General features: G+C 65.6%; 15 protein-coding genes. 6 read left to right on the top strand and 9 right to left on the bottom strand.

Going from position 1 to position 25285, the window contains the following annotated elements; all coding sequences use genetic code 11:
• Nucleotides 1-7: 7 nt before the first annotated feature.
• The 3 genes from AB0O48_RS04000 to AB0O48_RS04010 are packed head-to-tail and all read right to left on the bottom strand — an operon-like array spanning nucleotide 8 to nucleotide 2072.
• Nucleotides 8-688 (bottom strand): SAF domain-containing protein, encoded by a 681-nt coding sequence (locus tag AB0O48_RS04000; RefSeq protein WP_365062800.1) that lies wholly within the window; start codon nucleotides 686-688, stop codon nucleotides 8-10.
• Nucleotides 685-1548, bottom strand: a complete 864-nt coding sequence (locus tag AB0O48_RS04005; protein ID WP_365062802.1) for a hypothetical protein — start codon at nucleotides 1546-1548, stop codon at nucleotides 685-687. The genes AB0O48_RS04000 and AB0O48_RS04005 overlap by 4 nt, the downstream gene beginning before the upstream one ends.
• The gene (locus tag AB0O48_RS04010) at nucleotides 1542-2072 is read right to left on the bottom strand and encodes a hypothetical protein (protein WP_357951637.1); all 531 of its coding nucleotides are present in this window, start codon (nucleotides 2070-2072) and stop codon (nucleotides 1542-1544) included. Before AB0O48_RS04010 ends, AB0O48_RS04005 begins: the two co-directional genes overlap by 7 nt.
• An 815-nt stretch (nucleotides 2073-2887) precedes the next feature.
• Here AB0O48_RS04010 and AB0O48_RS04015 point away from each other — a divergent pair.
• The 4 genes from AB0O48_RS04015 (at nucleotide 2888) to AB0O48_RS04030 (ending at nucleotide 8272) form a co-directional block, all read left to right on the top strand.
• Complete coding sequence (locus tag AB0O48_RS04015; RefSeq protein WP_269740070.1) at nucleotides 2888-3238, top strand: helix-turn-helix domain-containing protein; 351 nt, start codon at nucleotides 2888-2890, stop codon at nucleotides 3236-3238.
• 217 nt (nucleotides 3239-3455) lie between these two features.
• A complete protein-coding gene (locus AB0O48_RS04020) occupies nucleotides 3456-4001 on the top strand; it encodes a prepilin peptidase (protein WP_269740071.1) in 546 nt (181 codons plus the stop codon).
• 763 nt (nucleotides 4002-4764) lie between these two features.
• Nucleotides 4765-6288 (top strand): ATP-binding protein, encoded by a 1524-nt coding sequence (locus tag AB0O48_RS04025; RefSeq protein ID WP_269740072.1) that lies wholly within the window; start codon nucleotides 4765-4767, stop codon nucleotides 6286-6288.
• A gap of 1 nt (nucleotide 6289) precedes the next feature.
• A complete protein-coding gene (locus AB0O48_RS04030; RefSeq protein ID WP_365062804.1) occupies nucleotides 6290-8272 on the top strand; it encodes a Druantia anti-phage system protein DruA in 1983 nt (660 codons plus the stop codon).
• 4 nt (nucleotides 8273-8276) lie between these two features.
• Here the strand turns inward: AB0O48_RS04030 and AB0O48_RS04035 are convergent, their stop codons facing one another.
• From AB0O48_RS04035 to AB0O48_RS04045, 3 genes are read right to left on the bottom strand one after another with little or no spacing between them, the layout of a single operon-like run.
• Nucleotides 8277-12974 carry a DUF87 domain-containing protein gene (locus AB0O48_RS04035; RefSeq protein WP_365062806.1) on the bottom strand — a complete coding sequence of 1566 codons (4698 nt, stop codon included), beginning with the start codon at nucleotides 12972-12974 and terminating at the stop codon, nucleotides 8277-8279.
• Complete coding sequence (locus AB0O48_RS04040) at nucleotides 12971-14479, bottom strand: hypothetical protein (protein ID WP_365062808.1); 1509 nt, start codon at nucleotides 14477-14479, stop codon at nucleotides 12971-12973. Before AB0O48_RS04040 ends, AB0O48_RS04035 begins: the two co-directional genes overlap by 4 nt.
• Nucleotides 14476-16038: a hypothetical protein gene (locus AB0O48_RS04045; RefSeq protein WP_365062810.1), complete on the bottom strand. Its 1563-nt coding sequence runs from the start codon at nucleotides 16036-16038 to the stop codon at nucleotides 14476-14478. The genes AB0O48_RS04040 and AB0O48_RS04045 overlap by 4 nt, the downstream gene beginning before the upstream one ends.
• Nucleotides 16039-16610: 572 nt before the next feature.
• On the opposite strand from AB0O48_RS04045, the gene AB0O48_RS04050 reads away from it, so the two are divergent.
• Together AB0O48_RS04050 and AB0O48_RS04055 are read left to right on the top strand one after the other, a co-directional pair.
• Nucleotides 16611-16994 carry a hypothetical protein gene (locus AB0O48_RS04050; protein WP_365062812.1) on the top strand — a complete coding sequence of 128 codons (384 nt, stop codon included), beginning with the start codon at nucleotides 16611-16613 and terminating at the stop codon, nucleotides 16992-16994.
• Nucleotides 16995-17239: 245 nt separating this feature from the next.
• Nucleotides 17240-18256, top strand: a complete 1017-nt coding sequence (locus tag AB0O48_RS04055; protein WP_365062813.1) for a hypothetical protein — start codon at nucleotides 17240-17242, stop codon at nucleotides 18254-18256.
• Here the strand turns inward: AB0O48_RS04055 and AB0O48_RS04060 are convergent.
• The 3 genes from AB0O48_RS04060 to AB0O48_RS04070 form a co-directional block, all read right to left on the bottom strand.
• Entirely contained in the window at nucleotides 18253-19353 is a 1101-nt protein-coding gene (locus AB0O48_RS04060) for a hypothetical protein (RefSeq protein ID WP_365062815.1), read from the bottom strand. The genes AB0O48_RS04055 and AB0O48_RS04060 overlap by 4 nt on opposite strands.
• 230 nt (nucleotides 19354-19583) lie before the next feature.
• Nucleotides 19584-22706, bottom strand: coding sequence for a hypothetical protein (locus AB0O48_RS04065; RefSeq protein ID WP_365062817.1), 3123 nt, complete (start codon nucleotides 22704-22706; stop codon nucleotides 19584-19586).
• A 388-nt stretch (nucleotides 22707-23094) separates the two neighbouring features.
• Nucleotides 23095-24906, bottom strand: a complete 1812-nt coding sequence (locus AB0O48_RS04070) for a hypothetical protein (protein WP_365062819.1) — start codon at nucleotides 24904-24906, stop codon at nucleotides 23095-23097.
• Between the last annotated feature and the right edge of the window lie 379 nt (nucleotides 24907-25285).

Genomic DNA, 25285 nt, shown 5'->3' on the forward strand with positions numbered 1-25285 from the left:
TCACGTCTCACTGGGACGGGCCGAGCTGCACCAGCGACACGTCCCCCGGAGCCGCCGCGACCGCCTCCGCCGCATCCGCGGCTAGCAGCACCGTCACCAACTGCGTGCCCACCTGATCGGCGCCCGCCGCCACGGACACGACCGTGGCCACCGCCCGGCGCACACCGTTGTTCTGCTGAGGCGCCTGCTGCCCGCCCCCCGCAGGCGGGGCGACCAGCACCACCACCCGCGACCCGGCGGTCAGGCTCGTCGGGGCCCGGCCCGGCTTGACCGGCACCGCGATCACCGCCTGCCCCGCCGCCGGCCACGCCGCCGGCCCGACCTGCGCCGACACCAGCAGGCTCCCTGCCGCCAGCGGCACCGCCGCCGAACGCCCGACGACCCCGCCGCGCCGCTCGGCCGGAACGAGGTCCAGGCCGGACGGGTTCGCCACCCGCACCACCCGCACATCGGCGTCGGCGATGACCTGACCCGCCGGCACGTCCCGCGCGACGGCGAGGAACTGCTCGTCGGCGTGCCGGCGCAGATCCACCTGCCAAAACGTCACCACCGTCGCCAGAACCAGCAGCACCCCGGCGACCACACGCCGCCCGCTGCGCCGCCCCACCCGCCGCATACCGGTGGACACCGGCGGCAGATCCGCAGCGGCGATGCTCCCCGGCCGGGGACGGTCCGTCGTGACGCTCACCGGACACCTCCGACGATCGCCTGGGACTCCGCCACCCGCACGGACACCGTTGAGGTCGTCGTGAGCGGAGCGAGAGTGCCCCCACTACCGGCACCAGACCAGGTGACCGACCACGTCACCGTCGCCCGCAGCCGGAACGCCGCCCCCGCCGCGACAGCGGACGAGGAGGTGTAGGTGTGCCCGCACGCCGAGGCCGCCCGCGGGTCCGTGCCCGGCTTCCACGGCTTGCCCGGACCAGTGCACGTCAGGTCGCCGCTACCGTCACCGAAGGACCACACCACCCGAGTCGGCGTCGCGGTCGCAGTCACCGACACCCCAGGCACCGACGCGGTCGCCGACCGGGCACCCCACGTCGCCGGGTCCACCCACAACCACACCGGCACCTGCACCAGCACAAACGGCGCAGTGCCGGGATTCGTGCGGATCTGCGGCGAAGGCAGGCGCAGCCGAGACCGCGCTGCCTGCGCCAACGCCACCAGGTTCACCGTCGGCGCCTGGTCCAGCCACACCGGCACCTCCTGCGAACCCAGCCCGTTGCCCACGCAGGTCCGCGAATACCAACCGCCCTCAGGGCCCTTGCCCGGCGGCGGCGGGAGACTCACCTCGACCGGCGCCCAGTAGCAGCCATCGCCACCGCCGCCACCCGAGCCGTCATCGGAACCGCCGCCGCCCTCGTTGCCGCCATTCGAACCGCCCGGTCCGCCCGGAGTGCCGACGGTGATGTCACACTCGGCCGCGTTCGGGGTCTGGCTGCAGTCCACGTTTCCCAGCCCGTCGTCGGCCCAAGCCGAGGAGAAGGCGCCGACGGCGACGCCAACAATCAAGAGCGCGATCCCAGCGCGCAGAGCAAGCCTCAGCATGAGCCGACCGCCTGTACACCGAAGCTGGACACCTTCCAGCCGCCGTCGTCGCGGGTCACGGTCGCCCTCACGGCACGGTTCCCGCCCGGGACGTCATCGGCCAATGCTCCAGTCGCCGTCTTGTAGGTGAGGAATCGCGCCGTGTTCAGGCAGTCCTGCACCGAGATGCTCGACGGCGTGGCAGCGGGCGAGGCTTCCGTGACCTGCGGATCCGACTGGTACTCGCCCTTTATGACCTCGCCGTCCCGGCGGAGCTTCGCCAGGCCGTTCTTCAGGTTCGTCAACGCTTCCCCGGTGGTGTGCACAGGCAGGGAAGGCTCGTCCGGATTGGCCGTTAGGCCGGCCTTCGCGTAGGCCTGCCACATGCCTCGGTAGGCGTCCAGCGCCGCTTCCTCGGCTCTGCCGCGGGCGTCCTGGGTCGGCGCGGGAACAGATGGCAGCGGAGTTCGGCTGTCTTCGGCAGGCTCGGCACCCGTGCAGCCGCCCGCAGCCGCAATAGCGACCAGTGCGGCGAGAACAGCCACAGTGGATAGCGGATTGCGGGGCCGGCATGGTCGGTGCCTGACCCGACGCCTCCGCCGATCACGGAAAGTCACTTTTCCTCCTCAGGTGCGCCCAGCCACAGCAGGCGCTGGCGTTCCTGCAGCGATGCGTGGAAGTTCCAGGGAGCGCGGTCTGAATCCACCTCTACACCCGGACCCCGCAGTTACCGCAACGTACTTACCGTCAGGTGATTACGACTCCGTGAGCACCCTTCGGTAAGCGCCAATACACTGGAATCAGAACAAAACGGCGATCGGGTGTCGGGTTAGCGACACTATGCCCGCAGGCATCGATGCCTCTAGAATCCCTCTGAACAGTTCGAGGGAGTCCCGATATGAGTCGCAGTGCCGAGGCTCGTTGCCCCCGCGACCTAGCCCGCGAACTGGGCCGGCGAGCGAGCGCGGTCGCAGCCCTCGTCACGCTGCGCGACCACGGCGACTCCAGCCTGGACGAGCTGGCGAAGCTTAGAAATTGCCGAGACGATGCTGAACTTGCAGGCGACCTGCGCTGGTTGGCGGCTGCTGGACTGGTGCGGCGCGCCTCGGGAGCCGGAAGCTGGGACGTAACAGATGCCGCGTCCGTCTACCTGCTCTCACGGCCAGGTCGGGCCCTTGCGGATACCCTCGCGGCGTTGGTGCAGGCGTGCGACAAGCTGGGCGAGCGCCACTCTTCAGGACGCACGTCTGTCGATTAGCCAGCACCTCATCCCTCGGAGGTCGTGAATTTTACTATTCACGCTGCGCAGTGCTGCCCTTACACTCTTCGGGGTAGCCGACCTTGACGGGGAGGGAAGGCGGTGCATTCCTTTCAACGCGTCTACGACGCTGTCCGGCTGTGCGGACACCGGTGGTCCCTGGAGATCCTGACCGCGCTGCAGCAGGGGCAGCCCATGCGCTTCACCGATCTGCTGCACACCATCAGCCCTGCGCCCAGCTCGAAATCACTGAACGAGGCTCTGCGGCGGCTGCAGGAGCACGGCCTCGTCGGGCACGTCGCAAGCACTGAGGGCAGCCGCTACGCCCTAACCGAAGCCGGTGAGGAACTACTGCCGGTGCTCATGTCATTCATGGCCGACCTGGGGCAATGGCTCGATACCTACGGCGATGAGACCAGCCAGGCCTCGGGCAACAACCGCACCCGCCCCTGAGTAGCGTCGAGGGCGCGAGGGCTCGGTGGTGGTGAGTCACCTCGACGTGGCCGTCTTACTCGCCGGTGTCGGGCTCACCGGTGCGCTGGCCGGCGCGGCTCTACCACGGGCCGCGCGGCTGCTATCGGTGCCAGCCAGCCGATGTGGCAACAACATCACGGTATCGACAGAGGCCACCCTCTGGGGCGGCCGGGACCGGCTTGCAAGCTGGCGGTGGATGCGCGTGCCCGGGTGGCTGCTCGGCAGCACCACCCTCGCGGTCGCCTCGGTCGGCATCGAAATGCGCCTGCGGTCTGCAGAGCCGCGCAGCCTTGCGACCTTGGCGGTGTGGCTGGTCGTTCTCTACAGCGGGGCACTGCTCGCGGCCGTCGACATCGCCGTGCGCCGCCTGCCCACTCCCGTCATCGCCGTCGCGGCAGCTGCGGTCTTCGCCATCCTCGCTGCCGAGGCGGCGATGACCGCTGACGGGCGGCGGCTCGTCATCGCTGCGGCGGCCGGCGCAACGCTCGGCGGCGGGTACCTGCTGCTTGCCCTCATCGCCGGCAGCGGCATGGGACTCGGCGACGTTCGACTCGCCGCACTTCTCGGGGCCGCCCTCGGCACACTCGGCTGGGACGCAGTGCTCGTCGGCGCGGTCCTGCCGTACCTGCTCGCCGCGCCCGCCGCGCTGATCCGCCTGGTAGGCCGCCGGGGTGAGGGCAGCATGCCCTTCGGGCCATACCTCGTGGCCGGCGCCCTCGCCGCACTTCTACTCACCGCTTAATGACGATGGTGAGCCCAGGCCGACCAGACATCCCGACTCGATGTGCCCAGCGCCCGGCTGATGCCCTTACCAGGAGGACGAGCCGGCGGCCCCGTACGCAGCTCGCGGTCCAGCCGGGTTGATTCGGACGACGACGGAGAATCGCGGTGTGTTTTGGCAGCGCACCTCGCAAGCTGGCAGGCCAAATTCATTGGGCATGAGCCAAAGCCTGCTTGGGATCTTTGCGAGCAGGACGATGTCCCTCGATCCGGTCGGCTCGCCACGGCCGGTTATCGGCACCGGTTCCAGACCGGGCGCCCGAGGGCTCAGTCAGAGCCGGCGGCGCGGGCGGGGCCCGGGGCGGTGGGAACGGATCGGGACAGTTGGTTCGTCGCTACTACCACTGAGCCGTGCAGCCCGGGCCTTGGCCCGCCGGTAGGCGTGCAGCAGAAGCGCCACGTCCTCACCTACCGGGGGCGCAGCGAGGATCAGCGAGGCGACAAGCTCTTTGCGATTTGTTCGTTCGCCCGTCTCCTCAGCGAGCGTTACGAGATCGTCAAGTCGATCGCTGATCGGAGCTGGCAACGAAAGGCCGACGCGCTTCTCGGGGCATTCAGGCAGTGGCGTATCGGCGCTGATTCGTCGCCGCGTGGTCATGTACCTGCTCCGGACACCGAGGTAGTCTATCGCCAAGACGCGCGTCTAAAACATATCTATCGCATTTCAACGTGGCAATGTACGATCACGCACCCGGCGAATGGGCCGGCAGGAGGTGGCGTTACTGATGGCGACGCAGGTCGACAGCGGTCCAGTCGTTCGGCCTCGGCTCGTGAACCCCGCCAACTTCCTCTTCGCAACCCGCGATACTGGGTACAAGACGACCGGACTGGCGATCGCGGAGCTGATCGATAACTCCCTGCAGGCTGGAGCGCGGGAGGTCGCGGTTGAGGTTGCTACCGCGCGTAGCCCCGACCGGCAAATTGAGATCATGGTCGTCGACGACGGCGTGGGCATGGACGCTCAGACACTCGCGGAGGCGCTGACCTTCGGCGGAACGAGCCGGTTCAACGACCGGAGGTCGCTGGGGCGCTACGGCATGGGGTTGCCGAACGGTGCGCTCAGCCGAAGCCGGCGCGTTGAGGTCTACACCTGGCGACCTGGTGTCGGCGTCCTCTGGTCGAGGCTAGACATCGACGAACTGGTGCACGCTGGTGATGCTGCGCTGCCTCCTGTCGAGCACATCGACCGGCCGGCGTTTGTGCCCAACACCGGCTCCGGTACAGTAGTGCGGCTGACGCGCTGCGACAGGGTGGAATACAAACGTTCTACTGCGCTCGTCCGGAGGCTCAAGGACGATCTAGGGCGAATCTACCGACACTTCCTTGCCGACGGCGTCAGCCTCCAGGTGAACGGGCAACCTGTGGTAGCAAACGATCCTCTGTGTCTGCAACCTGGGTCGAAGATCACCGGCGGTAGACAGTTTGGCGATGATCTCCTCTACGAGATCCCGGCAGGTTCCACGACCGGCACCATATCGGTTACTTTCAGTGAACTTCCGATCGATCGCTGGCACGGGTTGTCGACGGAGGAGAAGCGGACGATGGGCGTTACGGCTGGCCCGCCGGTCTCTATCGTCCGCGCGGGCCGCGAAATCGATCGCGGGTGGTTCTTCATGGGCGGTAAACGTCGCGAGAACTACGATGACTGGTGGCGGTGCGAGATCAGGTTCGACCCGGTCCTTGACGAACTTTTTGGGATCACCCACGCCAAGCAGGCAATCTCACCGCGACCAGAACTGTTGGAAATTATCTCACCGGATCTGGAGACGATCGCTCGTGCGCTAAACGGTCGCGCCCGAAACCGATTCATGCTCGTCAAGGCCGCAGAGCCGCTGAGCGCGGCGGAACGGCAGGCGGCGCGTGCTGAGGCCTCACTGCCGTCCTTGCCGCGCGGGCGCCGGCCCATCCCTGACGAACTCAAGGACTTGGTGGATGGCCTGCACCGGCACGACGCGCCGTACCAGATTGCAGCCGCGGAGCTGCCCACGATGGGCGCATTTGAGGTCGTCGTGCGAGATCGGCAGATCATCGTGTTACTCAACACGAAGCATCCCTGGTATCGCGATCTGTATGGTCCGCTCGCGATGAGTGAGCTGGGCAGAGACCACGACCTTGCTCGTCAAGTTGCTCTCACACTTCTGGCCTCCGCCCGCGCTGAGGCAACGCTGCGGCGAGGCGCCGAGCGGGGGCATGCACAGACGCTGCGCCAGATGTGGGCCGACGTCCTCGCCACCTTCATGAATGCCTAGCATGATCGAGATGTGGTACTCGCTCCCCTGCCCGCCAGAGTGTCAACCCGCTGAGCGGCGGGCGTTTGTGGCGCTTGGTCGTGCGCTGACAACCGATGACGCTTCGGCACGCCAGGCCGCGCGGGAACGTTGCCTCGCGAAGGACAACGCCGCGCTCACAGCCGCCACCCACGTTCTGATTGATCTTGTTGGTCAAGGCTGGAACGTGCGGGTCGATGACCACGAGGTGGCCATCGCTCCGCCGCTTGGAGTCGCCGATCCGGTCGAGGAGAAGAGTCGAGTACGGCGACAGGAACTCATCAAACGAGATGAGCAGCTGTCCATCCCGTCGGTGCGTCGTTTCATCGCTGCCATGGAGAAGCCGCGGGAGTTCGAGGGTAAGTTCGTATCGATCTTCAGCCTTATGAGAGATGGCAAGGAACTTTCGACGGCTCTTCAGGCTCTCGAGATCGACGGAGACGCGGATCTGGCTCGGTTGCGTGGAGTGATCGACCCATACGTACAGGTAGTGTCCAGTAGTGAGCGCTGCATGCAGACTGGTTTCAGGCTCATGGACATTTGGCGGTACTTTCGTCACACCTGGTCTAATCAGTACACGAGCACTCCCGGGCGCACCATGATGATTCTAATTCGGGACCGTGCAGCCCCATTCCACCCGGTAATTGGAATCGCCGCACTTGGCAGCGCGGTCGTACAACTAGCGGAACGCGATGACTGGATCGGTTGGCAACCGGCAGTGTTCCTTGAAAACCTGCGCGCCGCCCCGACTCTGCGGATGGCTCGGTGGATTACCGCCCGACTGCAAACAACGTTGGAAGAACTGCATGTCGATGACTTGGTTAAAGACGGCTTGTACTGGCCCACGCTGTGGGAAAATCCCACCACGGATGCAATCGAGCGATTGCTGAAGGAGGCGGAAACTCGCCGCCGAGATCATCACCGGTTCGTCAAGGCGACGGACTTCAAAAAGGTTCACGACGCCGACGATGTCAAAAGCTGGCGTCGACGTGCCGAATCCGACCTCTTCCGCAGCAAGCGTTGCCTGGCACTGGCCGATCTTCTCAGCGCTCGACAAGCGCTCGCGCCCTACCTATACCCAAAGGCAAGCCGCACCGGGCTGTCCGACGCGCTCGACAGCCCGAAGGCCCGGCGGGCGATCATGTCCGTACTGCGTAGGGCGAAAGCCGACGCAGTAGGAACCGAGATTGCCGATCTCACCGTATGCGGCGCTGTCGCTCCCTATAACGCGCTGCTGGGGGGCAAGCTCGTCAGCATGCTGGCGGTCAGCCCAACGGTCGTCAAGGCCTACCACCGGCGCTATTCGACCTATGCCAGCGAGATCGCGTCATCAATGGCCGGTCGACCGATCCGTCGGCGGTCAAACCTTGTTTTCGTCGGAACGACCTCGCTCTACGGCTCGGGCGCCAGCCAGTACAACCGGATCCGGATCCCGCCCGAGGTCCTCGGCGGGCTCTCGCCTATCGAGTTCCGCCAGCTCGGCCGGTCGAAGTCGTTCGGCACGTCGCACCTATCGGCGGAATCGGTGCGAGCGTTGGTGCGTCTTGCGGAGCAGACCGCACGCGGTGCGCGGGTCAATAGCATCTTTGGCGAAGGGGTGAACCCGAAGTTCCGCAAGGTCCGTCACGGCTTCGACCTCCTGCAGTGGCCGTCGGATACCCTGCTGCAGCATGGGCGTCAACGCATCATCTACGGCATCAGCTTGGTGGACAACCTCTTGCCCTACCTACTCGGTAGCGACGCGGAGCCGAGCTACAAGTTCCGCCGTCGTAAGAGCACCGCGGACGTGGACACCATCTCCGCATGGTGGATGCGTCGGTGGTGCCACCCACGCAGCAAGTCGCCAGCGGTGCTGGAGGCGGTCACGGCGCACCGCCCAACCAGACCGGTCAGGCACGGTGCACGCGTCACACTGCCCGATTTGCCACTTGCCGCCGGCGAACATGAGCAGTTGGAACTGTACTGACTGCCTAGAAGAGGCGATCGTGTGGCGCCGGGTCAACATCGATGATGCGCTCGTAGTAGGGACGAACTGAGGTTCGTGTGTACGGCGTCTGGTGGGCGTTCTGCACAAAGCAGGTAAGGGGAGCCATCGTTCTTACTGCCTCGGCCAAGCGTTCGGCTTCAGGACCGCTGGTCTTTCCGACCAGGGCTTTCTGGACCGCACGGACCTGGTCGACCTGGGTCTGGCTGAAAAACAGCCTCGTCGCCGTAGCGCCAGACACTGCATCGGGCAGATCCTTCGGGTACTGCGTAGCGATGACGACACCCGCGCCGAACGCCCGGCCCTCTCGCATGAGAGGTTCCAGGAAGGGCGATTGGACGAGACGCCATGCCTCGTCCAGCACGACAAGCCGCTTCAGCACCCGCGGCTGTGGGCGTCGGATGAGCTGGTTGTAGAGGGCCATCAACAGGAATTCCGCCACCGCATTCTTGACCTCCTCGCCGGGCAGTTGGCTGAGGCGGACCACGGAACGCCCGTCGAGCAGTTGCTCGAGCGTGGCACCGTCTCCATCGCCGGCGAACAACCCCAGATCAAAGATGGGCGACAGGCGCCCGATGAGCGCATCATGGCCTTCACGTTCGAGCACCTCACGGATGGCGTCAAACGGTAGATAGGTCTGGTCCGATGCTGGTGTGAAGGCCCTACCGTCGAGTCCCAGGATCGTATAGGTCTCTTTCATTGCCTCTCGCAGGTGGTATGCCTGCTGATCCCCAAGCCGATAGATCCGCTTGAGGATGCCGACGAGTTGATGCACGTGCGACATCGGGTTTGCCCGGCCGGAGGCGGGATCGGTCGGCGGTACCAACGGGTTGAAGGGCAGCCCGCCGATACTGGCGTCGAACATGGACAGCTGCTCGGTACGCGTGTACTCCGCGCCCGCGTAGTCATCTTTAAAGTCGAGAATCAGGGCCGGCAGACCGTTCGGCGCTGCCATGAGTTCGCGCAGGATCGCTTTGGTGGCTTGAGTTTTGCCACTGCCTGTCTCACCAGTGATTGCAATGTGGCCGTTGGCCAGCGGACGGTCCGGACGCTGCGGGTCGTACCAGACCTCAACCGGCCTGCCGTACTGCCCGGCAGCTTCACCAAGAAACGCGCGTGGCCGGTCAGCCGACGACGACGCTGCTACCGCGGTCTCAGGGGCTGCGACTCTGTTGGACGACGACCTTGCATGGGTCGTTTCGGCGAAGGCAGAGACTGGTCGCCCTACTTCAGAAGGCGAAGGGCTGTCAGGTTCCGCCCTTGGTGGCGTCTCTTGTTCCAGCGGACTGGGCAGCTCAGGTACGGGCGCGACGGCCTGCTGAAGCGCGCCTACGCCGGATTCGTTGAGCTGCGTCACGGTGAGCGGAAACGTGTGACCTTTGGCGGTCTGGGCGCTCACACGCCTGGGCGGTCGTAGTGACTCCGTGTCCACACCGATGGAGACCTCGACGAGATGAAGCTCGATGGTGAAAGGCACCTCGCCTTCAAACAGCCGTTGCGAGGCGCTTGCCCAAGCACGCCGTTCGTCGGTGTTGTGGCCGCGTTTCGCGAGTTCGCGATACACGTGCGCTCGAAGGATCTCCCGGCGAGCTGGCGTAGTGATGAGCTCATCCGCCCGGTTGGGATTGAACACGTCACGAAGCAGCATGCCGGTGGACAGGGCCTGATTGACCGCCGGCCCGGTGGCGGTGTCACCATCAATATGAAACTCAGCCGAGGTGTCCTGCATCGTCTTTACCTCGAAGACGGTGATGATGCACCCTTCTTCGCTGTACTCGATCCCGAGCAGGTCGGCCCTTCGGGCATCTTCGTGAAGGTGCAGCCACCTGCGGGCCATGTCGTCATCTAGGCTGATGAGCAGACGCTTGCGATCCGCGGGCCGGTTCTTCTTATACCACCGCGCCACGATGAGCGTTCCAAGCAAACCCTTGGTCCGGTTCTGGTCAACTTGGCGTTCGAGGTCAGGCGTGAGTGTCAAAGCGCCCACGTCGAGAAGCTCGGTTAACTCCTGTAGGAGTTCGTCAAGATCAGCGTCACTGACGGCAGTGTTGTACTGACGGACCACCTCGCGCAGCGCTCGCCGGAACGGGTCGGTGGCGTCGGCAAATGCAACTACTTCACGGGTGCGATCGCGACCGCTGAAGACCTGAAGCTTCCCGAGCATGAGGTCTCGGTCGACGTGCCGATCGGCCAGGACGAACCACGGAGCCGTTGCCGCAACGGCCTTGAGCCGTTCCCGCACGTCGCCATCCTGTCGCACGGCCAGGCGTGACGCGGGCGCCTGCTTGGCAATCAGTTGGGCGACAGTGAAATAGGCGGCGAAGGGACCGCCTGGCGCGGGTTCCAGGTCCACAGTCTTGGCAAATACGCGAAACTTAAGTCGCTGAGGCATCGCGAGGGGCTGGACCGGCTGCTCTATGAAGCTGAGCGCATCCTGCATACCCGCCGATTGGTCGAATGCGACCAGGACGTGTGCAAGCATGCCTGCCGGTGGCTTCACCGTGTCGGCCGGCAGCGCGCGCACTTCGAAACTGAAACGCCGATCCTCTGCGGTTGCGTGGAAGAGTTGCGCTACCCGCGCCTCGTCGTCGTCATCAAGTTCGAGCGACTGGATTCCAGCGTTGCGGCCCTTGTAGAGCACGGTGAGGTGAGCGCCCTGGATCTTCTCGCTGTACGCCAGGTCGGTCAACAGCTTCAGATAGGGCCCTGGGCCGGGCGGGTCCAGCAACGCCAGGCGGAGCCCGTGGCGCGCTGGAGGGTGTGCTTCAAGGAACGCCTCGACGATGCGACGAATTTGCGCATAGCCGTCTTGCCCCACGCTTCGTTCTTGCTTAACCGCGAAGTACGGAAGATGCCCGATGTCGCTGACGTGGGGCAGAACCTGTGGCGTGTCAGGCGTCAGATCTGGGAGGCAAAGACTGGTCAGAAAGTTAGGTAGCTTTCCCGCAGAGTCTCTCACTAACTGGAGGTCGCGTGCGCTGAGCCGATCACGCTGAGCGACGACGATGCGCGCGAATTCAGAGTACCGCCACAGGTACAAGGGATGCAGGGGCGTGAGCATCGCGATCGTAGTCAGGCCAGACCCAAAGGCAATGGTGTCAAGCTTCAAGATCTGGGAGATAACCTGATTGACATCTTGGGTGTACTCCGCAAACAGCTTCCCGTACGTGTTGCCGATGCACGTTAATAGGTCGTGATACCGCTCGACGTAGTCGCAGATCGCGACCCTTGAATTCCGTGCCGCCGCCACCGCAAGGGGCTCGACTGTCAGACGACCCGCATACCCCACGATCTTGTCTCGAGCCTTGTCGAACGACTCAAATCGTGCACGTAGTTCCCGGCCAGCGTCGTCGTCGAGGCTATCGAGGAATTCAAGGATCTGCTGGCTGGTCCACTCTGCCTTGAGGTCATCTTCACCCCGGTAGCCGCGGATTCTCTCCCAGATGTCGCCGTCGTTCCCGTCGATCCAGCCCCCGTAACGACCGACGCCCACCAGCCGGGTCACGATGTCGACGACTTCGCCGGAGACCTGCCCTTGGACGATGATCCCGGAGGGAAGCTCGTCCTCCCATCGTTCCGTGCCGACGGGAGTTCCCCCGCTGTCGAGTTCGCTGACCCCTGCAGCCGATTCCACGGCGGCGTCGAGATCATCCTGAAGGGACGCGTCACCGGAAAGCAATGCGTCCGCAGCGACAGTCGAGGCCGAAACCGGCGTGTCGAGCGGCCGATTGCCGCTCCCATCATCCGCGACGCCGCCCGAGGGGTGAGAGCCTTGGGTGCTGGTATCTGGCGGTATGTTGAGGCCAGTTTGCGGGACCGCGTCATGGTCTGCTGGCAGGGGCGGGGGTTGCCACCGGCGGACCGAGAAGAGATCTTCGGCGTCAGCGACGGTGAGCTGATCCGCCGACTCGCCGCGGCGCAGCTGCCGAAGGAGGCGAAGACTGCGCCGAAGGGCCGCGCGCCGGTTCGGATCGGCCTCCTTGGCGATGTTCTCGGCGATTGCACGCCGGTCCTTTTCCGTCAGCGTTTGGAGCCGACCAACCAGATCGCGGTTCCTCTGAATGCGATTGGCGACCGCCCGGTCGCTCGCGTCGTCAAACAGCTTCGGGTCTGCCAGCAGGCCCAAGCGCGGAAGTTCCCGGCTCGACTTCAGTTTGAACTCCATCGCCTGGTCAGGCCCGTCTGGCAATGAGGTGTAGTAGTCGAGGAGTTGGCCGAAAGAGATGTTGCGGTCGCCGCCGAGCCTTTTCCACCAACTGATGAGTACATCGTTGGCGCCAGCGAGCTGCTGCTGTGCTTGCCTGATAAGTAGACCCTTGAGCTCGACTGGGCCGATGGGAGCGAAATCTTGCAGCGATGAAAGCCGGGCCTGATCTCCGGCCGCGATCACCACGATCGTCGCCTCAAGGCTTCTGTCATTACGCCACTGCTCGGCTCGCTGGACGCTGTTGGTGAACTTATCTGCCGGCATACCGACCTCGGCGGCCAGAGCCAGGGCATCGCTCGACAGCAACGCAACCCGCAAGTCGGACCTGTCTAGGATCCCGCTGAGCCGGGCTAGCACAGTACGTGCGTCGAAATGCGGGATGTCCCGGACAAGGACGCCCACCGATCCGTACAGCTCAATAACCTTGCGGCACAGCAGCTCGCTGACTAGCTGTTCCCGAGGGCCGATCGTCGTCATAGCAGCGCCAAACTCTTTGGGTCGGTAGTGATGACGGTCTGCCCGTCGGCGAACGCCTTCGCGTAGCCAGCCTCAAGCATTGCCCTGCGCAATGCCTCGACGTTGAGTCGCAACTCCTCCTCGCTTACGGAAGTTGGCGTCCCGAACGGCTTCTGAGCCAGGTTGTTGCATCGCACGATCTGGTCATCGGAGCGCTGTCCGACTACGATTCCATAGTTCGCGCGAATCTCGTCGAGAAACTCCGGAAAGTCGAGCGGCCTTTCTGGATCGACAGTGGCCGCAACGAGCGTTTCGAGGAATTCGGCGTTGATCCCATAGCGCTTTTGCTGCTTGCCGCCACGGCCGGCGACGGACCAAGGAGTGAGGTAACCAGCGCGGCGCCCAAGGTCTGCCAGGAAGCCTCGCGGATGGTTCTTCTCTTCCGCGGCAACCTGCCAGAACGCCTCAGCAATGGCTTCCAACTCGGACACCTGGTCGTCGTGACGGTACGCATCGAAGCCCTGCCGGACCCGGTCCTGAACCTTGGTGGGGAGGCCTGCGATCACTTGTTCAGCCCCGCGGGCACTGACCTGCGGCTGAAGCCTTTCTCGAATGCGAAGCAGCATCAACGCCTCGATCGTGTCGCCCGCAGCCCGAAAAGATGCTCGCGATGCATTGCGCAGGGATGTGCGGGAGCCATCGAACATGTCGAGCAGGATCGGGGAGCGTGGAGCGCCTTCAACAGCTTCGGAGTAACGGGAGATCAGATGGACGTGTACGGCGAAGCAGGCGAATGTCACCAGCCTTCGAAGGGAATTCAACTTCGAACCGCTGGTTTGCTCGAAACGGGCGAGACGGTCAAAGGAGCGGCGAAGATTGGTGAGGGTAGGTGAAGCAAGAACAGGCGTGCTTGCATCATCAACGATCATGGGGGCATAGGCATGCTGCATTGCGGCTTCAGTTGCGGTGTCAACGCCCTGCGGTTTAGCGAGCTTCGCCATCGGCATTGCCAGCATCGACCATGGATCGTCGTCTGTTGACAGTAGTTCACGGATATGGATGGCGGCATCCGTTTCATGCCCAGCCGCCAGTAAACGCGCCAGAAAGATGCCGCAGCGATGATCCGATGGGTCACGGGTGAGGAGTGTTTCGTTGGACAGGGTGTATGAGGAGCGTGCCGCTTCGCCGAATACGGCCTTGTCTGTCCCCAGCACGCCTTCGGCAAGGTTCCGCAACGTGCTAAGTGAGTCTCGATCGATGACCTCACCATCGCGACCGGTGATCGCCTCGCCGTAACGCTCAAGGATTGCGCTATTCGGGTTGCGCTCGACTTTCTCACGTGTCTTCTGGTTCAGGATTGATGGCCGAAGAAATTCGGCTAGCGCGTCCGAGTCATATGCGCGTCCCGTCAACGCCCTTCCGAGGCCGTTGGCCACATGCACAGGTTTGATTGAGTTGTTGGTGGGAACAAGTCCGAACTCGGCGATGTAGAGGTCATTCAGGAACGTCTTCAGGTCCGTTGTCACAGTCGGTACCTCGCCGGATGACGTTGAATTTCGAACCTCGCTTCGATATTTTTCTCCACGTTGCGGATTCGCACATCGACAACTTCTGTCTTGCTCGGCCCCACGGAATTGTGCACGCTGTCGACAAATCGTGTGATGCGCCGAGTTGCGCTCCGCGACCAACTCGTTCGCCCGAGACCCCACCTGGCCTCGGTAAGCGTTAGGTACAACGCGCGATCGACCAAGAGGCTGGCGACCGCCACGCCGTACTCGTCTGTAGCGGTGAGGGCGAAGGTCCGGACGAGACGCTGCTCATCGGGCAACCACTCGTCCACCCACGGAGCCAGCTTGGGTGGATCTACCTCGAATCGGCCATGGTGGACCTCGTGCAGGGAGAGGAACGTGCTTGGGGCCCTGACGTCGAAGCGGTGGCTTTGCCAGAGGACGAGGCGTTCGCGGTCGCTATCGGGGCAGTCTGGCTCGTAGAACCTGTTGATTGCTAGAAGCAGTTGCCGGACAACGCCTCCGCCTGCTCCGTTACCCTCCGTGACCAGCCTGTCGAAGCTGCGTTCGTCGCTCGGCAAGAGGTCGAGAAGCGACCGACCGTCACGGTGCTCAAAGAAGAACCGCCGCTTGAGCGCGCGATACTCGTTATCTCGGTCATCCGCCGGCATCGGCTGTATGGCAGACGGGCGGAGCCCGTCGATCCACTCTTCTGCCTTTGTGGTCCCCTGCCAGAGCTCTGTGTCGCGCCGGGGGTGCGTTACGGCAGCGGGGTCGAAAACCTCCCGGACAGCATCGAACAGCGGTCCGACGCCGCCTTCGAAGGCAAGCTGCGCGTAGTGGTATCGGTGCGAACCCTGACTCGCGAGCCGGACCGCAGCCGTTGCCCCTCCGGCGATCAGGAACGCCACGAAGCCGACCAACTGCCGCATTGTTGCGTGGTGGCCTCGCCGTGCAACCTCCGCAAGCATCAGGGCGATCCGCTCTCGAACCTGAGGATGGCGCAATGCCTCGCGGTTGACGACGGCCGGGTCGGTTGGCGACAAGCTGGCGTAGAAACGATCATCGGTTAGACGGGCGATGACCTCGAGTGTGATGGGCGCAGCAAGCACATTTCGCAGGCTCAGGTCGAGGACTCGAACGGGACCCTCAACATCCTTCACAGGCTCCCGGCCATATGACACCGCCTGCTGCACCTGCCGAAGCGCTGCCTTGAGTGGCTCGAAGTCGACAGCCAACGGATGGCGACGCAGCACGAAAAGCGGCCACTCATTGATAGCTAGCACCATGGCTCGACGGTCGCGGTCGCAGTCGCGCCAGCGAGAGAGGATACTGTCATCGGACAATTCGTTGGCATCGGTAAGGACAACCGCCCCGGCCGCCTCTAACGCTGGCCTGAGTCGCTCGATGAGGTGCGTCTTTCCGTCACCGGGGTTACCCGTGATGATGATCTGATGGTGGGCGCGAGCCAGACCCAGGACATGATCGTTGAGACCGAGGTCCACATCGATCCAAGCGAGTTCTTCGGCGGTCAAGCGGTCCGCATAGCTGTTGGTGCTGCGGTACAGGCGTTCCACGAACTCACTGGTCTGAAGAGAGGCCGGCGAGCTTCCGAGGGACCCGGTGGCGTCCATGCCGCCCGAAACTGGCGCACTCTCACCGCTCGGTGTCACCCAGCAACCGCCCGTTCCCAGGTACATGCTGAGAGGTCGGCCAACCGCTGCTGAGGCACAGGCTCATGCGGACGGGGCATCGAGGTCACCACCATAAGCTTCTCGCTGCTGCAGAGGGCTGACTAACGAGGGTCGACCGCGCAACCGCGGTCAGCACACCCCGACAGAGTAGTACCTGACACGGTATCGCCCACGTCTGACATTCGGTGCAACCGATCTAGATGCCCTGGGATCGGTCAGCGGATTTAGAGATTAGGCGTTGGAACAAGTCGATTAGAATCGATAAGGCTGGTTCTGGCAGAAAGGTTGCTTTTGCGGTTTTCGCCATACTTCTCATGGTCGTTGCCCCACGCGGCCTCAGCAGACGGCCTCGGTGCCGCAGTGTTGGGCCGGATGGCATCACCCCCCAGGACCAGGGGAGACAGGACCCGTAGGCTGTGCTCTGGCGATCGTCAGGCTCGAGATCGGAGACCGCCGTGGGAAGAGCGCTGGCTTCACAAGAGGTCAACACAGCGCGCGAGTGGGTCGCGGGTAAGAAGATCGAGTCCTTCCGGGTGTACGGCGTCAACTCGTTGAAGACCTTGGCGCCCTCGCTCGACGACCTCGTCGGCGACCAGATCGTGGACCTGGTCGCCCAAGACGATGCTCGGCGGGTCGACGTGGTTTGCCGCGTCCACGTCATAGCCGTCGACCTTGAGCGGACCGGAAAGATGGCGGCGTTGCGCGAGACAGCCGCATGGAGCCCGGCCGCCGGGACACCTATGCCGACCGGACGAATGACCTTCGAAGACGGCACCGGACTTGACTTCAGGGAGCCGGGGAAGACGAAGCGAATCACGTTTGCCGTGCGTCGTCGCTGATCGCAACTACTTGCTGGCCGAAACACCACGCACGCCAGCACGCAGATCAGATGCTTGCTGCTGGCCTTCTCAGTACCCGCTTGCAGCGGTCGGGGGCGGGAGATGAGCGTCAAGGTTCCACAGCCCAGCCGATGTCGCGCGTTCGGCCACTTCCTCTTCCTGTGTGCCCGTACCCGACCAGAGGTCGTCGCGAAGCAGCCGCCAGCCTCCCTCGTAGCCGCACAGAGGTGTGCAAGCATCGTTGCATGGAGGTCCTACCCGGCTCCACGACACCGCCCGCCTCGGTACAGGGGTTGTTGGACCTGCTAGAGAAGGCGGAAGGGTCTGTGCAGGTTCTGGACCCCCCAGAACAGGTGAGAGCGGCCTGGCGTCGACTCATTCATGCTTTGCGGTCTGGCGGACATGTGCCGAAGGGCTGGCATCTGGTTCACCGCGGCCGCAATACCGGTGACCTGGTTATCGAGCTACGGCGGGGCCGCCACCCGAGCAAGCAGTACCTGCCGGCAGGTCGCTCATCAGTGCCGGTCCCCGAGTTCCTGGTGGATCCTCATCCAGTGATCGACCGGTTGCGTGAGCAGCCCAGCCGCCTACCGGAGTCCGACGAGAGCCGCTCCCGGACGCTGTTACTCCTGCAGGCGCTGTGTCTGGAGGCGGAAAAGCGGGAATGGGCCGTCAGGTTCGGTACGGACGCGCTGCTGAGCGTGGTCGTCGACGAACAGCCGCTCGAGGTGCGGGTACGGGAGGAGAAGGGTGCCCGCTGGATGCTGCGCCTGGTGCTCACGGTCACCGACGCCGACGCCGGTGTGGCCGAGTGGAAGGACTACGCTCGCAAGCGGCTTGAGGACGAGTTGCCCGCCGTCCTGACAGACCTGCGCCAACGTGGCCGGCGGCTACGTGGCCGCCGCGACGCTGCAGCGCGGGCGGAGCAGGTGCGGCTGCAGCAGGAACGCGACCGGGTGGTGCCGGCGCACCGCGACCAGATCCTGCGGCAGCAGGTGGCTGCGTGGCTGCTGGCCGAGGACATCCGCTCCTACTGTGCAGATCTCGTCAACGGCGGCATGCCGATCGACGACCCGTGGCTGGCGTGGGCACACACCTACGCCGATGACCTTGACCCGCTGGCCGACCCGCCCGGAATTCCCAGCGATCCACCGTCATCGGTGGCCGTGGCGACACCGAGACAGCAGCACGTCGGGAGGACTGCCTCTGCGGCGCCGCCCTATCAACCGTGGCATCCGAACCGCCGCTGGTACCACGGCTAGTAGTGCCAGTGGCCCGCAGTCAGGTACGGCAGCAGGTCATCGCGCTCGGGCTTTGGCGTCTTCGGCATGCCCTCCTGGCTGAGCCGGGGATCCACCTGGTCGGCATGCTGCAGGATCCACGTCGCCCAGGCCCGCACCTCCTGCGCACGGTCGGGCTCCAAGTCGTCAGCGACCGCCGCTAGCGCTGCCGCGTAGGCGCGGGCGTCGTCGGCGAACTGCCGCTCGCCGATACGAGCCTGGATGGTCTTGCGGCGGTGGTCCTCGGTGAACTGTCGTTGGGCCTCATCTTCGCGCCGCTGCCGTTCCCGTCGGCGCTCCTGTTCGCGGCGCTCCTCGGCCTCGCGGCGCGCGATCAGGAGGTCGGCCCACCGCTCGATGTGGGTGAAGATCTCGCCGAGTTGCCTGTGCAGGGGCTTGTCGGCGGTGTCGGTCCAGGTGTCGCTGCCGCGGCGCCGCGCCGGATGCACGTCCTTGATCGTCAGCTGTAGCGGCTTGCCGCGCTCCCCGTAGAGCTGGAGCGGGAAGTCGTCACGGTCGATGCGCAGGATCAGCTGGCCGCTGTCGTAGTGGTCCCGTCGGTTGTGCCGAAACAGCGTCTCGTACCCGCGGAACTCGGCCTCGGTGATGATGGCCTGCCAGATCTGGCGCATCCGCTGCACGGGCCGACGCTTGTTCGGCATCAGGTAGGGCCGGTGCTGGTAGATCATCCGCTCGGGGAAGTCCAGCGCCTCGGTGAGGTCCTGCACGATCGGGTGTGGGCGGCGCACCGTCGAGGGGACAGGGACGATCCGGCCGAGGAACTCCTGGGTGCGGGGCCGTGGACGCGGAGGCGGAACCCACTGCCGGGTTGGCTGATCCGGTGGCGCCAACGCGGACGACTCGACGCCCCGGCGGTCGACCTCCACAAGCAGCAGCGACATGCCACCCGGAAACGACCAGCTGCGCAGCCGGTGCGGACCGGCTCGCAGCAACCGCAGCTTGGCCACCTTCGCCGCGTGTCGCCACGCGGCCAGGGATTCCTCGTCCAAGCCCTCTAGCTTGAGCCGGCCATGCGCCGCTCTCACCCGCTTGAGCACCAGCTCCGGTGTCACCTCCATCACCGTCTCCTTAACGATCCCACTCGCTGTGCGGGACGCGTTCATCCTGGCCAAATTGCTGTAGCGAATTCGCCTCCGGGTGCTCAGGCACGGGCATGGCCGAGTTCCTCGATGCACTCGTCGATTGACTAGCCAGAGCCAGTGGTGCGCTGGGCATCGTCGCCAGCTGGCTGGGGCTGATGCTTGGAGGCTTCGTCCGCGCTCGCCGCGCGAACAGCGGCCCTGGGCGCCTATGGCCCCAGCTCCGAATATCGGGGATAGGGCAGACCGAACCACTCCGCGAACGGTGGAAATTCGTTGACTGCCGTGCCCACCTCGGGGGTGGGCTCAGGTGCGCGCCACGGCGCTGCGGTTCGCCCATCAGACTCTAGCCCGTAGCGGCGCAATTGCTCCGCCTCGACCCCTTCCAAGCTGAGTTCGAGATCAACGAGGCCGGCACCTGCCAGGCACGCGTCGCGAAGCGCTCGATCCGCCTCCTTCGCGCGCCCGTCATTCTCGAGTACATCGGCCAGCGCCGACAACACTTCCGTCGTTGGTTGCGCCACGCCACGCAGTAGTTGTTCCGCCTCAGCAGTGCGCCCGGTTTCGCCGAGCATGCCGGCCAGTTCGACGAGCGCGTGCAGGTCCTCGGCGGCTGTCTGACGAAGGAGCGCTTCGGCCTGCTCGGGCTGACCGGCTTGCCGCAGGAAGTGCGCGAGCCGAACCGGCGCCTGGGGTTTGCCAGCGGCGGTCAACCGCCGAAGCACCTCGTTCACCTCGTCGTGATGCCCGAGGTGCATGAGTTCGTAGGCAACATCGAGAAGGACCTCCTGGTCGTCGGTGGCCGCCCGCTGCTGTAGGACATCCGCCGCATCCTCGGTCTTGCCTAGGCGGTGTAGCAGGTTGGGCAGCAGCAGATTCGCGTGCTTGTCGCCGGCGTCGGCGGCCCGCCGCAGCCAGCTTTCGCCTTCTTCGAAGAGCTCGGGATCGTCGTCGAGTTCGATGCCGTCCTCGATGAGCAGTCCGGCGAGCCGCTGCATGGCCCAGGCATGGCCCTCTTCGGCTGCGTGTCGCAACAAGTCGTCCACTCCGCGCCACTGGTCGGCCTCGATCAGTAGTTCGATGCAGTACTGGAGGGCATCCGCGGGGATCCTCTGGACAATGGTCGAGCGTAATGTCCGACTCTCCTCTGCGCGGCCGAGGTCATCCAGAAGGCCGGCGAGCAGAATCGCGGCGATCGGGCTGCCCTTGGCGGTCTGCTGGTGCAGCAGGGGTTCCAGATCGCCTTGCTGGTCTTGCTCGTACAGCACGTTGGCCAGCACGACGAGTGCAGGGGGGTCGCCTTGTTCGGCGCGGCTCGTCAACAAGCGGTGGGCCTCGTCGCTGCGTCCGCTGTCGGTGAGCAGGTCCACGAGCCGAACAAGAGAGTCAAGATCGTCAGGGTTCGCGACGAGTTGTCGCAGGTGTCGCTCGGCGTCAGCCGGGTCTTCGTGCACCTCCTGACCCGAGGTCGCGTCCCACGCGTACCGCTGTGCGAGCGACTTGATGGCGCCCTTATGGCCGAGTTCGGCCGCTCGCCTTACCCAGGGGTCGCTCTCGTCGTGCCGGCCGAGCCGGCTGAGGAGCACGCCGATGGCCATGGCCGCGCCGGGTGCGCCCTGGTTGGCCGGCGGCGCGCAGAGTGTGATCGCGTCGCGGTAGAGGTGGCGTTCCTCGGCTTCCCTGGCCAGGCGTAGCTGGTCCTCAAGCGGGCCTGGGTCGGCGAGCAGGACGGTCCACAACTGTGGGGGCAGCGGATACATATGTTGCTCGGGACGCAGGTGCTGAAGGAGGTAGTCGGCGAGCACGTAGCCGTCGGGCTCGCCGAGGTCGGGCTGAGACCGCACCGGCGTCAGCGGAGCGATGGCGCCCTTGGCCATCCGGGTGACGTAGGCGATGGCCGCGGCGAACCAGGGCGCCGTGCGGGCCCGTTGCTGTTCGTCGAGATAACCTGCCGCCGCGTGTTCGAGCATGGTCGCCGACAGCGCGGCGGCGCGACCGACGGCGCGGGCATCGGCTGCGGCGAGCATGAGCGCTCGGGCGTACGGATCGGCATCCCGGTAGGCGGCGATGAGGTCCGGGCCGGCTGCCAGTGCTTGGGTGATCCGGTTCGAGGATCCGGCGGTCGCGATGGCGTCGCGGAGGCGTGGATCGGAGCGCGACCGGGCCAGTTCGACATCGGCGGGTAAGAATGTCGGCGCTACGTCGATGCGGACGGCTCGGGCCAGCAGTGTTCGAACTTCATGGTGCGGATCGGCGTCGCCCGGGTTCGGCTGCGTGGTGAAGCGTTGCCAGTACTGCGGCCACAGGGTGCCGATCACGACCACAGGCGCGTTCGATCGCAGTATCTCCATCAGGGCGATGGCCGCCGCCTCGCCGTGGGGGGAGCTGAAATATCGCTGCGCCTCGTCGAGCCAGATGACGGTGGGTGGACTCGCTGGCCGATCCCGCAAGGCGAGCGCGGTAGTGGGGAACTCCAGCGCCCAGTCCGGCAGGCACGTCAGGACCGCCTCGTATGCGGTGCGCGTCTTCCCTGTAGACGAGCCACCGACGAGGACGACGAACACCCCGTTAATGGGCATGGGATGCAGCAGGCGGCGAAGGTGCGCGTCATGGCTTCGACCGACGTAGTCCGGCAGCGTCGTCGCGACCTGCTCCGCCGGGCTGATCGAGCGGTGCACGCCCAGGTCGAAGGGCTCCCAGTCGACTGCCTGGCGCTTCGGCGCTCCGGCCGCGCTCCGCCGCTCACGCGGGGCTTCGCTCCGCTGCTCACGCAGGGCCTCGCTGACATCATTGATGGTGTCCATGGCCTGAGCCAGGACATCACCGGGCGTGAGGAATTCCGCGAAACGTCGGCTGATCTCGGGATAGGCGTCCAGGTAGGCGGACAACTGATTGGCGTCCCACAAGGCCCAGCCCTTGAGGCCGAGGCGCTGCCCGTATGCGCTGAGCAGGTCGTTGACACGGTCGATGCCGCCGCGCCCCGCGACGCTGGAAAGGCGGACGTTCGTGGCAACGATCAAGTACTGCGGGATCCGGCCGTTGGTGACGCGCCGTCGTCCCGGATCAAGCCACTGGTCCAGTTCGCTCGTGAGGGTCTGGCACAACCATTGAGCATCGGCGGCACCGCCAGCGGTCCGGCGGCACTTCGCCTGGAGGACGCCGTAGCCGCACCAATCAGGCCGAAACGACACCTCGCCGTCGAAGGTGGCCTCGCGGCCACCGTCCGGTCCCGCGCCAAAGGCCTGGACCGCCGGGCCCAGCACTCGCATCGCGAGCGCCCTACACAACTCCTCGAATCGCCGCTCGTCGAGTCTGCTCAGCTCGTATGCCACAGAACCATCATGAACCTAAGCCCTAACGCGCCCTGTCCTGGCTGGACAGGGCCTAGCTCGAACGAGGCAGTCCTAATGTCCTACGCCCTCGAGGCACCACGAACTACGAGCCTGTAGGCGGGTGGCCCCTCGACTTCTTTGACCGGGAGAAGCGGCCAGACTCGTCGTGCGTGATCAGCCGTGTGATGTGATGGGCGGTGCAACGCTGGTTGCGAGTGCAGCGCCGACTTCTGCAGTGCAAGTAGTCCGAAGTGGAGCACAGGCGCCTTGGTGCCGCGACATCTGGACATTCCGGACAGCCGGTCGAGTTGGGCTGCTGCGTCGCTGCTCAACGCTCGCTGCCGCCGGGAACTGGCGACGGAGCCCGCCCGACCGGCCGGAGCTGCTGTCAGTCATCGGGTTCGAGGAACCCGAACCCGGACGCCAGATACCGCAGTGTGTGCTCGACGAGGTCGTCGACCTCGGCGACGGTGAGGTTCAACGGCGTGGTCACCGTCGCCGACATCCACGGACTGAGCTGCTCGGGTGGGCTGCCCCAGTCGGCGAGATCAAGCATGTCCAGCAGCCCGACGGCCCGTCCGCCAGGCGGCGACGCCCACGGCCGTTCAGTGCCCAGGTGCACTTCGAGACGGCTCGGTCCGGCAGGTGTGGCGGCGTCGGGATGCGGGGTGGCGGCGAGCGGCAGAGACTGGGACGCGGCCAGCCACGCAGCGGTCAGGTAGTGGTGCAGGTCGGCCGGGTTTAGCCGGTGAGGCGGGTCGACCGGCGGGGCGTCCGGGCCGGTGACGTGCTCGGGCAGGGCGGTGAAGTCGATGCGCAGGTCGATGATGCTCACGACGGTGTCACGCAGCCCGTCGGCCAGCTGAAACCGCGCCCACACTCCGAGCGCTGGACGGCCCTCGATGCCAGGGACGAGCCGGCGGTAGCTGGCGAAGCGCCGGTTGTTGTAGCCCTCGGCCTCGGGAGTCCGGTCCCAGTCGCCGCCTGCGTCGAGCCCGAACCGGGCGGCGAGCGCGGCGATGACCTCGTTGAGCGGTCCTTCGCGCAGCGCGGCGCGCAGCCGCCGCCGTCCGTCGCCGTCGATCGCGAACGCTGCGATGTCGGCCCAGCGCATGGTGGCGGCACACCTTAGCCGCAGGTCCATCATGTCGCCGCCAGCGGTGTGCCAATCGCGGGTCATGCCGACGTCGAAACTGAACGCCGTCTGCGGCTTCCACAGCCAGCCGCCGGGGTCACGGACCAGGCGGCCAGCCTGCCAGTCGCCGCCGTCGAGGAGCACCTCGTCGGCATCGGTGGATAACAGCGGCGGAGTGTCCGCAGTGACGACCGGGTAGCCGACCGAGGACAGCTGCCCGGCACCGCCGGCGGCGCGGATGGTGTCCCACAGTGCGGCGGCGACCGCGACCGCCGGTCGGCCGCGCCCGGCGCAGATCACCGCCTCGCCGCCGACCGGTACGTCAGATGTCTTGCTGGATGGGGCGGTGAAGTGCTGTACCCAGCCGGGTCCGTCGTCGTAAACCTCGCTGCTCGGCTCGCCCAGAACGGCCGCACCACCGGCGGCCCGGTACGCCGCCTCGAACGCCCTACGACAGCCGGGCTCGCCTTGGCCGACCGTGAACCGGCCGCCGGACAGGGCGGTGTGGACATCATCGAGCGTGCCGATCGCCTTGAACAGCACCTGACCCGGCGAAATGAACTCGGCGAAGCGTGCCGCGACATCGGGATAGGCGTCGAGGAACGCGGAAAGTTTGTTGGCGTCCCACAGGTCCCAGCCCTTCAGGCCGAGTCGGTCGGCGTAGCCGGCCAGCAGGGTCCGGACCCGGTCGATGCCGCCGCGCCGCGCGACGCTGGTCAGCCGCACGTTCGTTGTGACGATCAGGTAGTGCGGGACGCGGCCGTCGCTGACCCGTTTGCGGGCGGGATCGGCCCACAGGTCCAGCTCCCGGATGATCGTGCGGCTCAGCCAGTCCGCGTCGTTGCGCCCGACGTCGTGCTGGCGGCACTTGGCCTGCAGTATGCCGTAGCCGTCCCAGCCGTCGCTGCTGGTCGGGTACGGCACCGGGCCGTCGAACGCGGCTTCCCGGCCGCCGTCCGGTCCGGGACCGAAGACCTGCAGGCCAGACCCAAGCACATGAACCGCCAACGCCCGGCACAGGTCCTCGAACCGCCGTTCGTCGATCCGGGTCAGGTCGTATGCCACCGCACCATCATCCGGCACAGATGCGGCAGTTCCTAAGGGCGACGCGGGTAGCACCGCGCCGCAGGCAAGCGCGCCACTGACAGCCGCCGCACCGGATCGGGTGAACACCGGCCCGGGCCGACGGGGTCCGCACGTTGCTGCCGATGGCCCGAGCGGCGGCGCTCATGCCGGTGTGCTGAGGGAATACCGGTGGCGTCGGCGACGAGTTGGGTGCGTCCGAGCCAGAAAGTCAGCGGCGGCATCCCGGGTAAGTGCGGCAAGATAGAGCGGCTCCAGGCGGTCCATGGACACGTCCTGTTGAGCGAGGCAATAATCCGGCGAGTTGCGGTCGGAACGGCTCGACCGACCCGACAGAGCATCAGTTTCGAAAGGTGGACGG

This window comes from Micromonospora sp. NPDC085948 (genome assembly GCF_040686315.1).
In the GTDB taxonomy this organism is placed as follows: Bacteria; Actinomycetota; Actinomycetes; order Mycobacteriales; family Micromonosporaceae; genus Micromonospora.

Coding starts and splice junctions, on each gene's coding strand:
- AB0O48_RS04055 (WP_365062813.1), top strand. CDS start 17,240: ATGGAGGTCCTACCCGGCTCCACGACACCGCCCGCCTCGGTACAGGGG.
- AB0O48_RS04060 (WP_365062815.1), bottom strand. CDS start 19,353: ATGGAGGTGACACCGGAGCTGGTGCTCAAGCGGGTGAGAGCGGCGCAT.
- AB0O48_RS04020 (WP_269740071.1), top strand. CDS start 3,456: ATGCGCGTGCCCGGGTGGCTGCTCGGCAGCACCACCCTCGCGGTCGCC.
- AB0O48_RS04035 (WP_365062806.1), bottom strand. CDS start 12,974: ATGACGACGATCGGCCCTCGGGAACAGCTAGTCAGCGAGCTGCTGTGC.
- AB0O48_RS04025 (WP_269740072.1), top strand. CDS start 4,765: ATGGCGACGCAGGTCGACAGCGGTCCAGTCGTTCGGCCTCGGCTCGTG.
- AB0O48_RS04030 (WP_365062804.1), top strand. CDS start 6,290: ATGATCGAGATGTGGTACTCGCTCCCCTGCCCGCCAGAGTGTCAACCC.
- AB0O48_RS04005 (WP_365062802.1), bottom strand. CDS start 1,548: ATGCTGAGGCTTGCTCTGCGCGCTGGGATCGCGCTCTTGATTGTTGGC.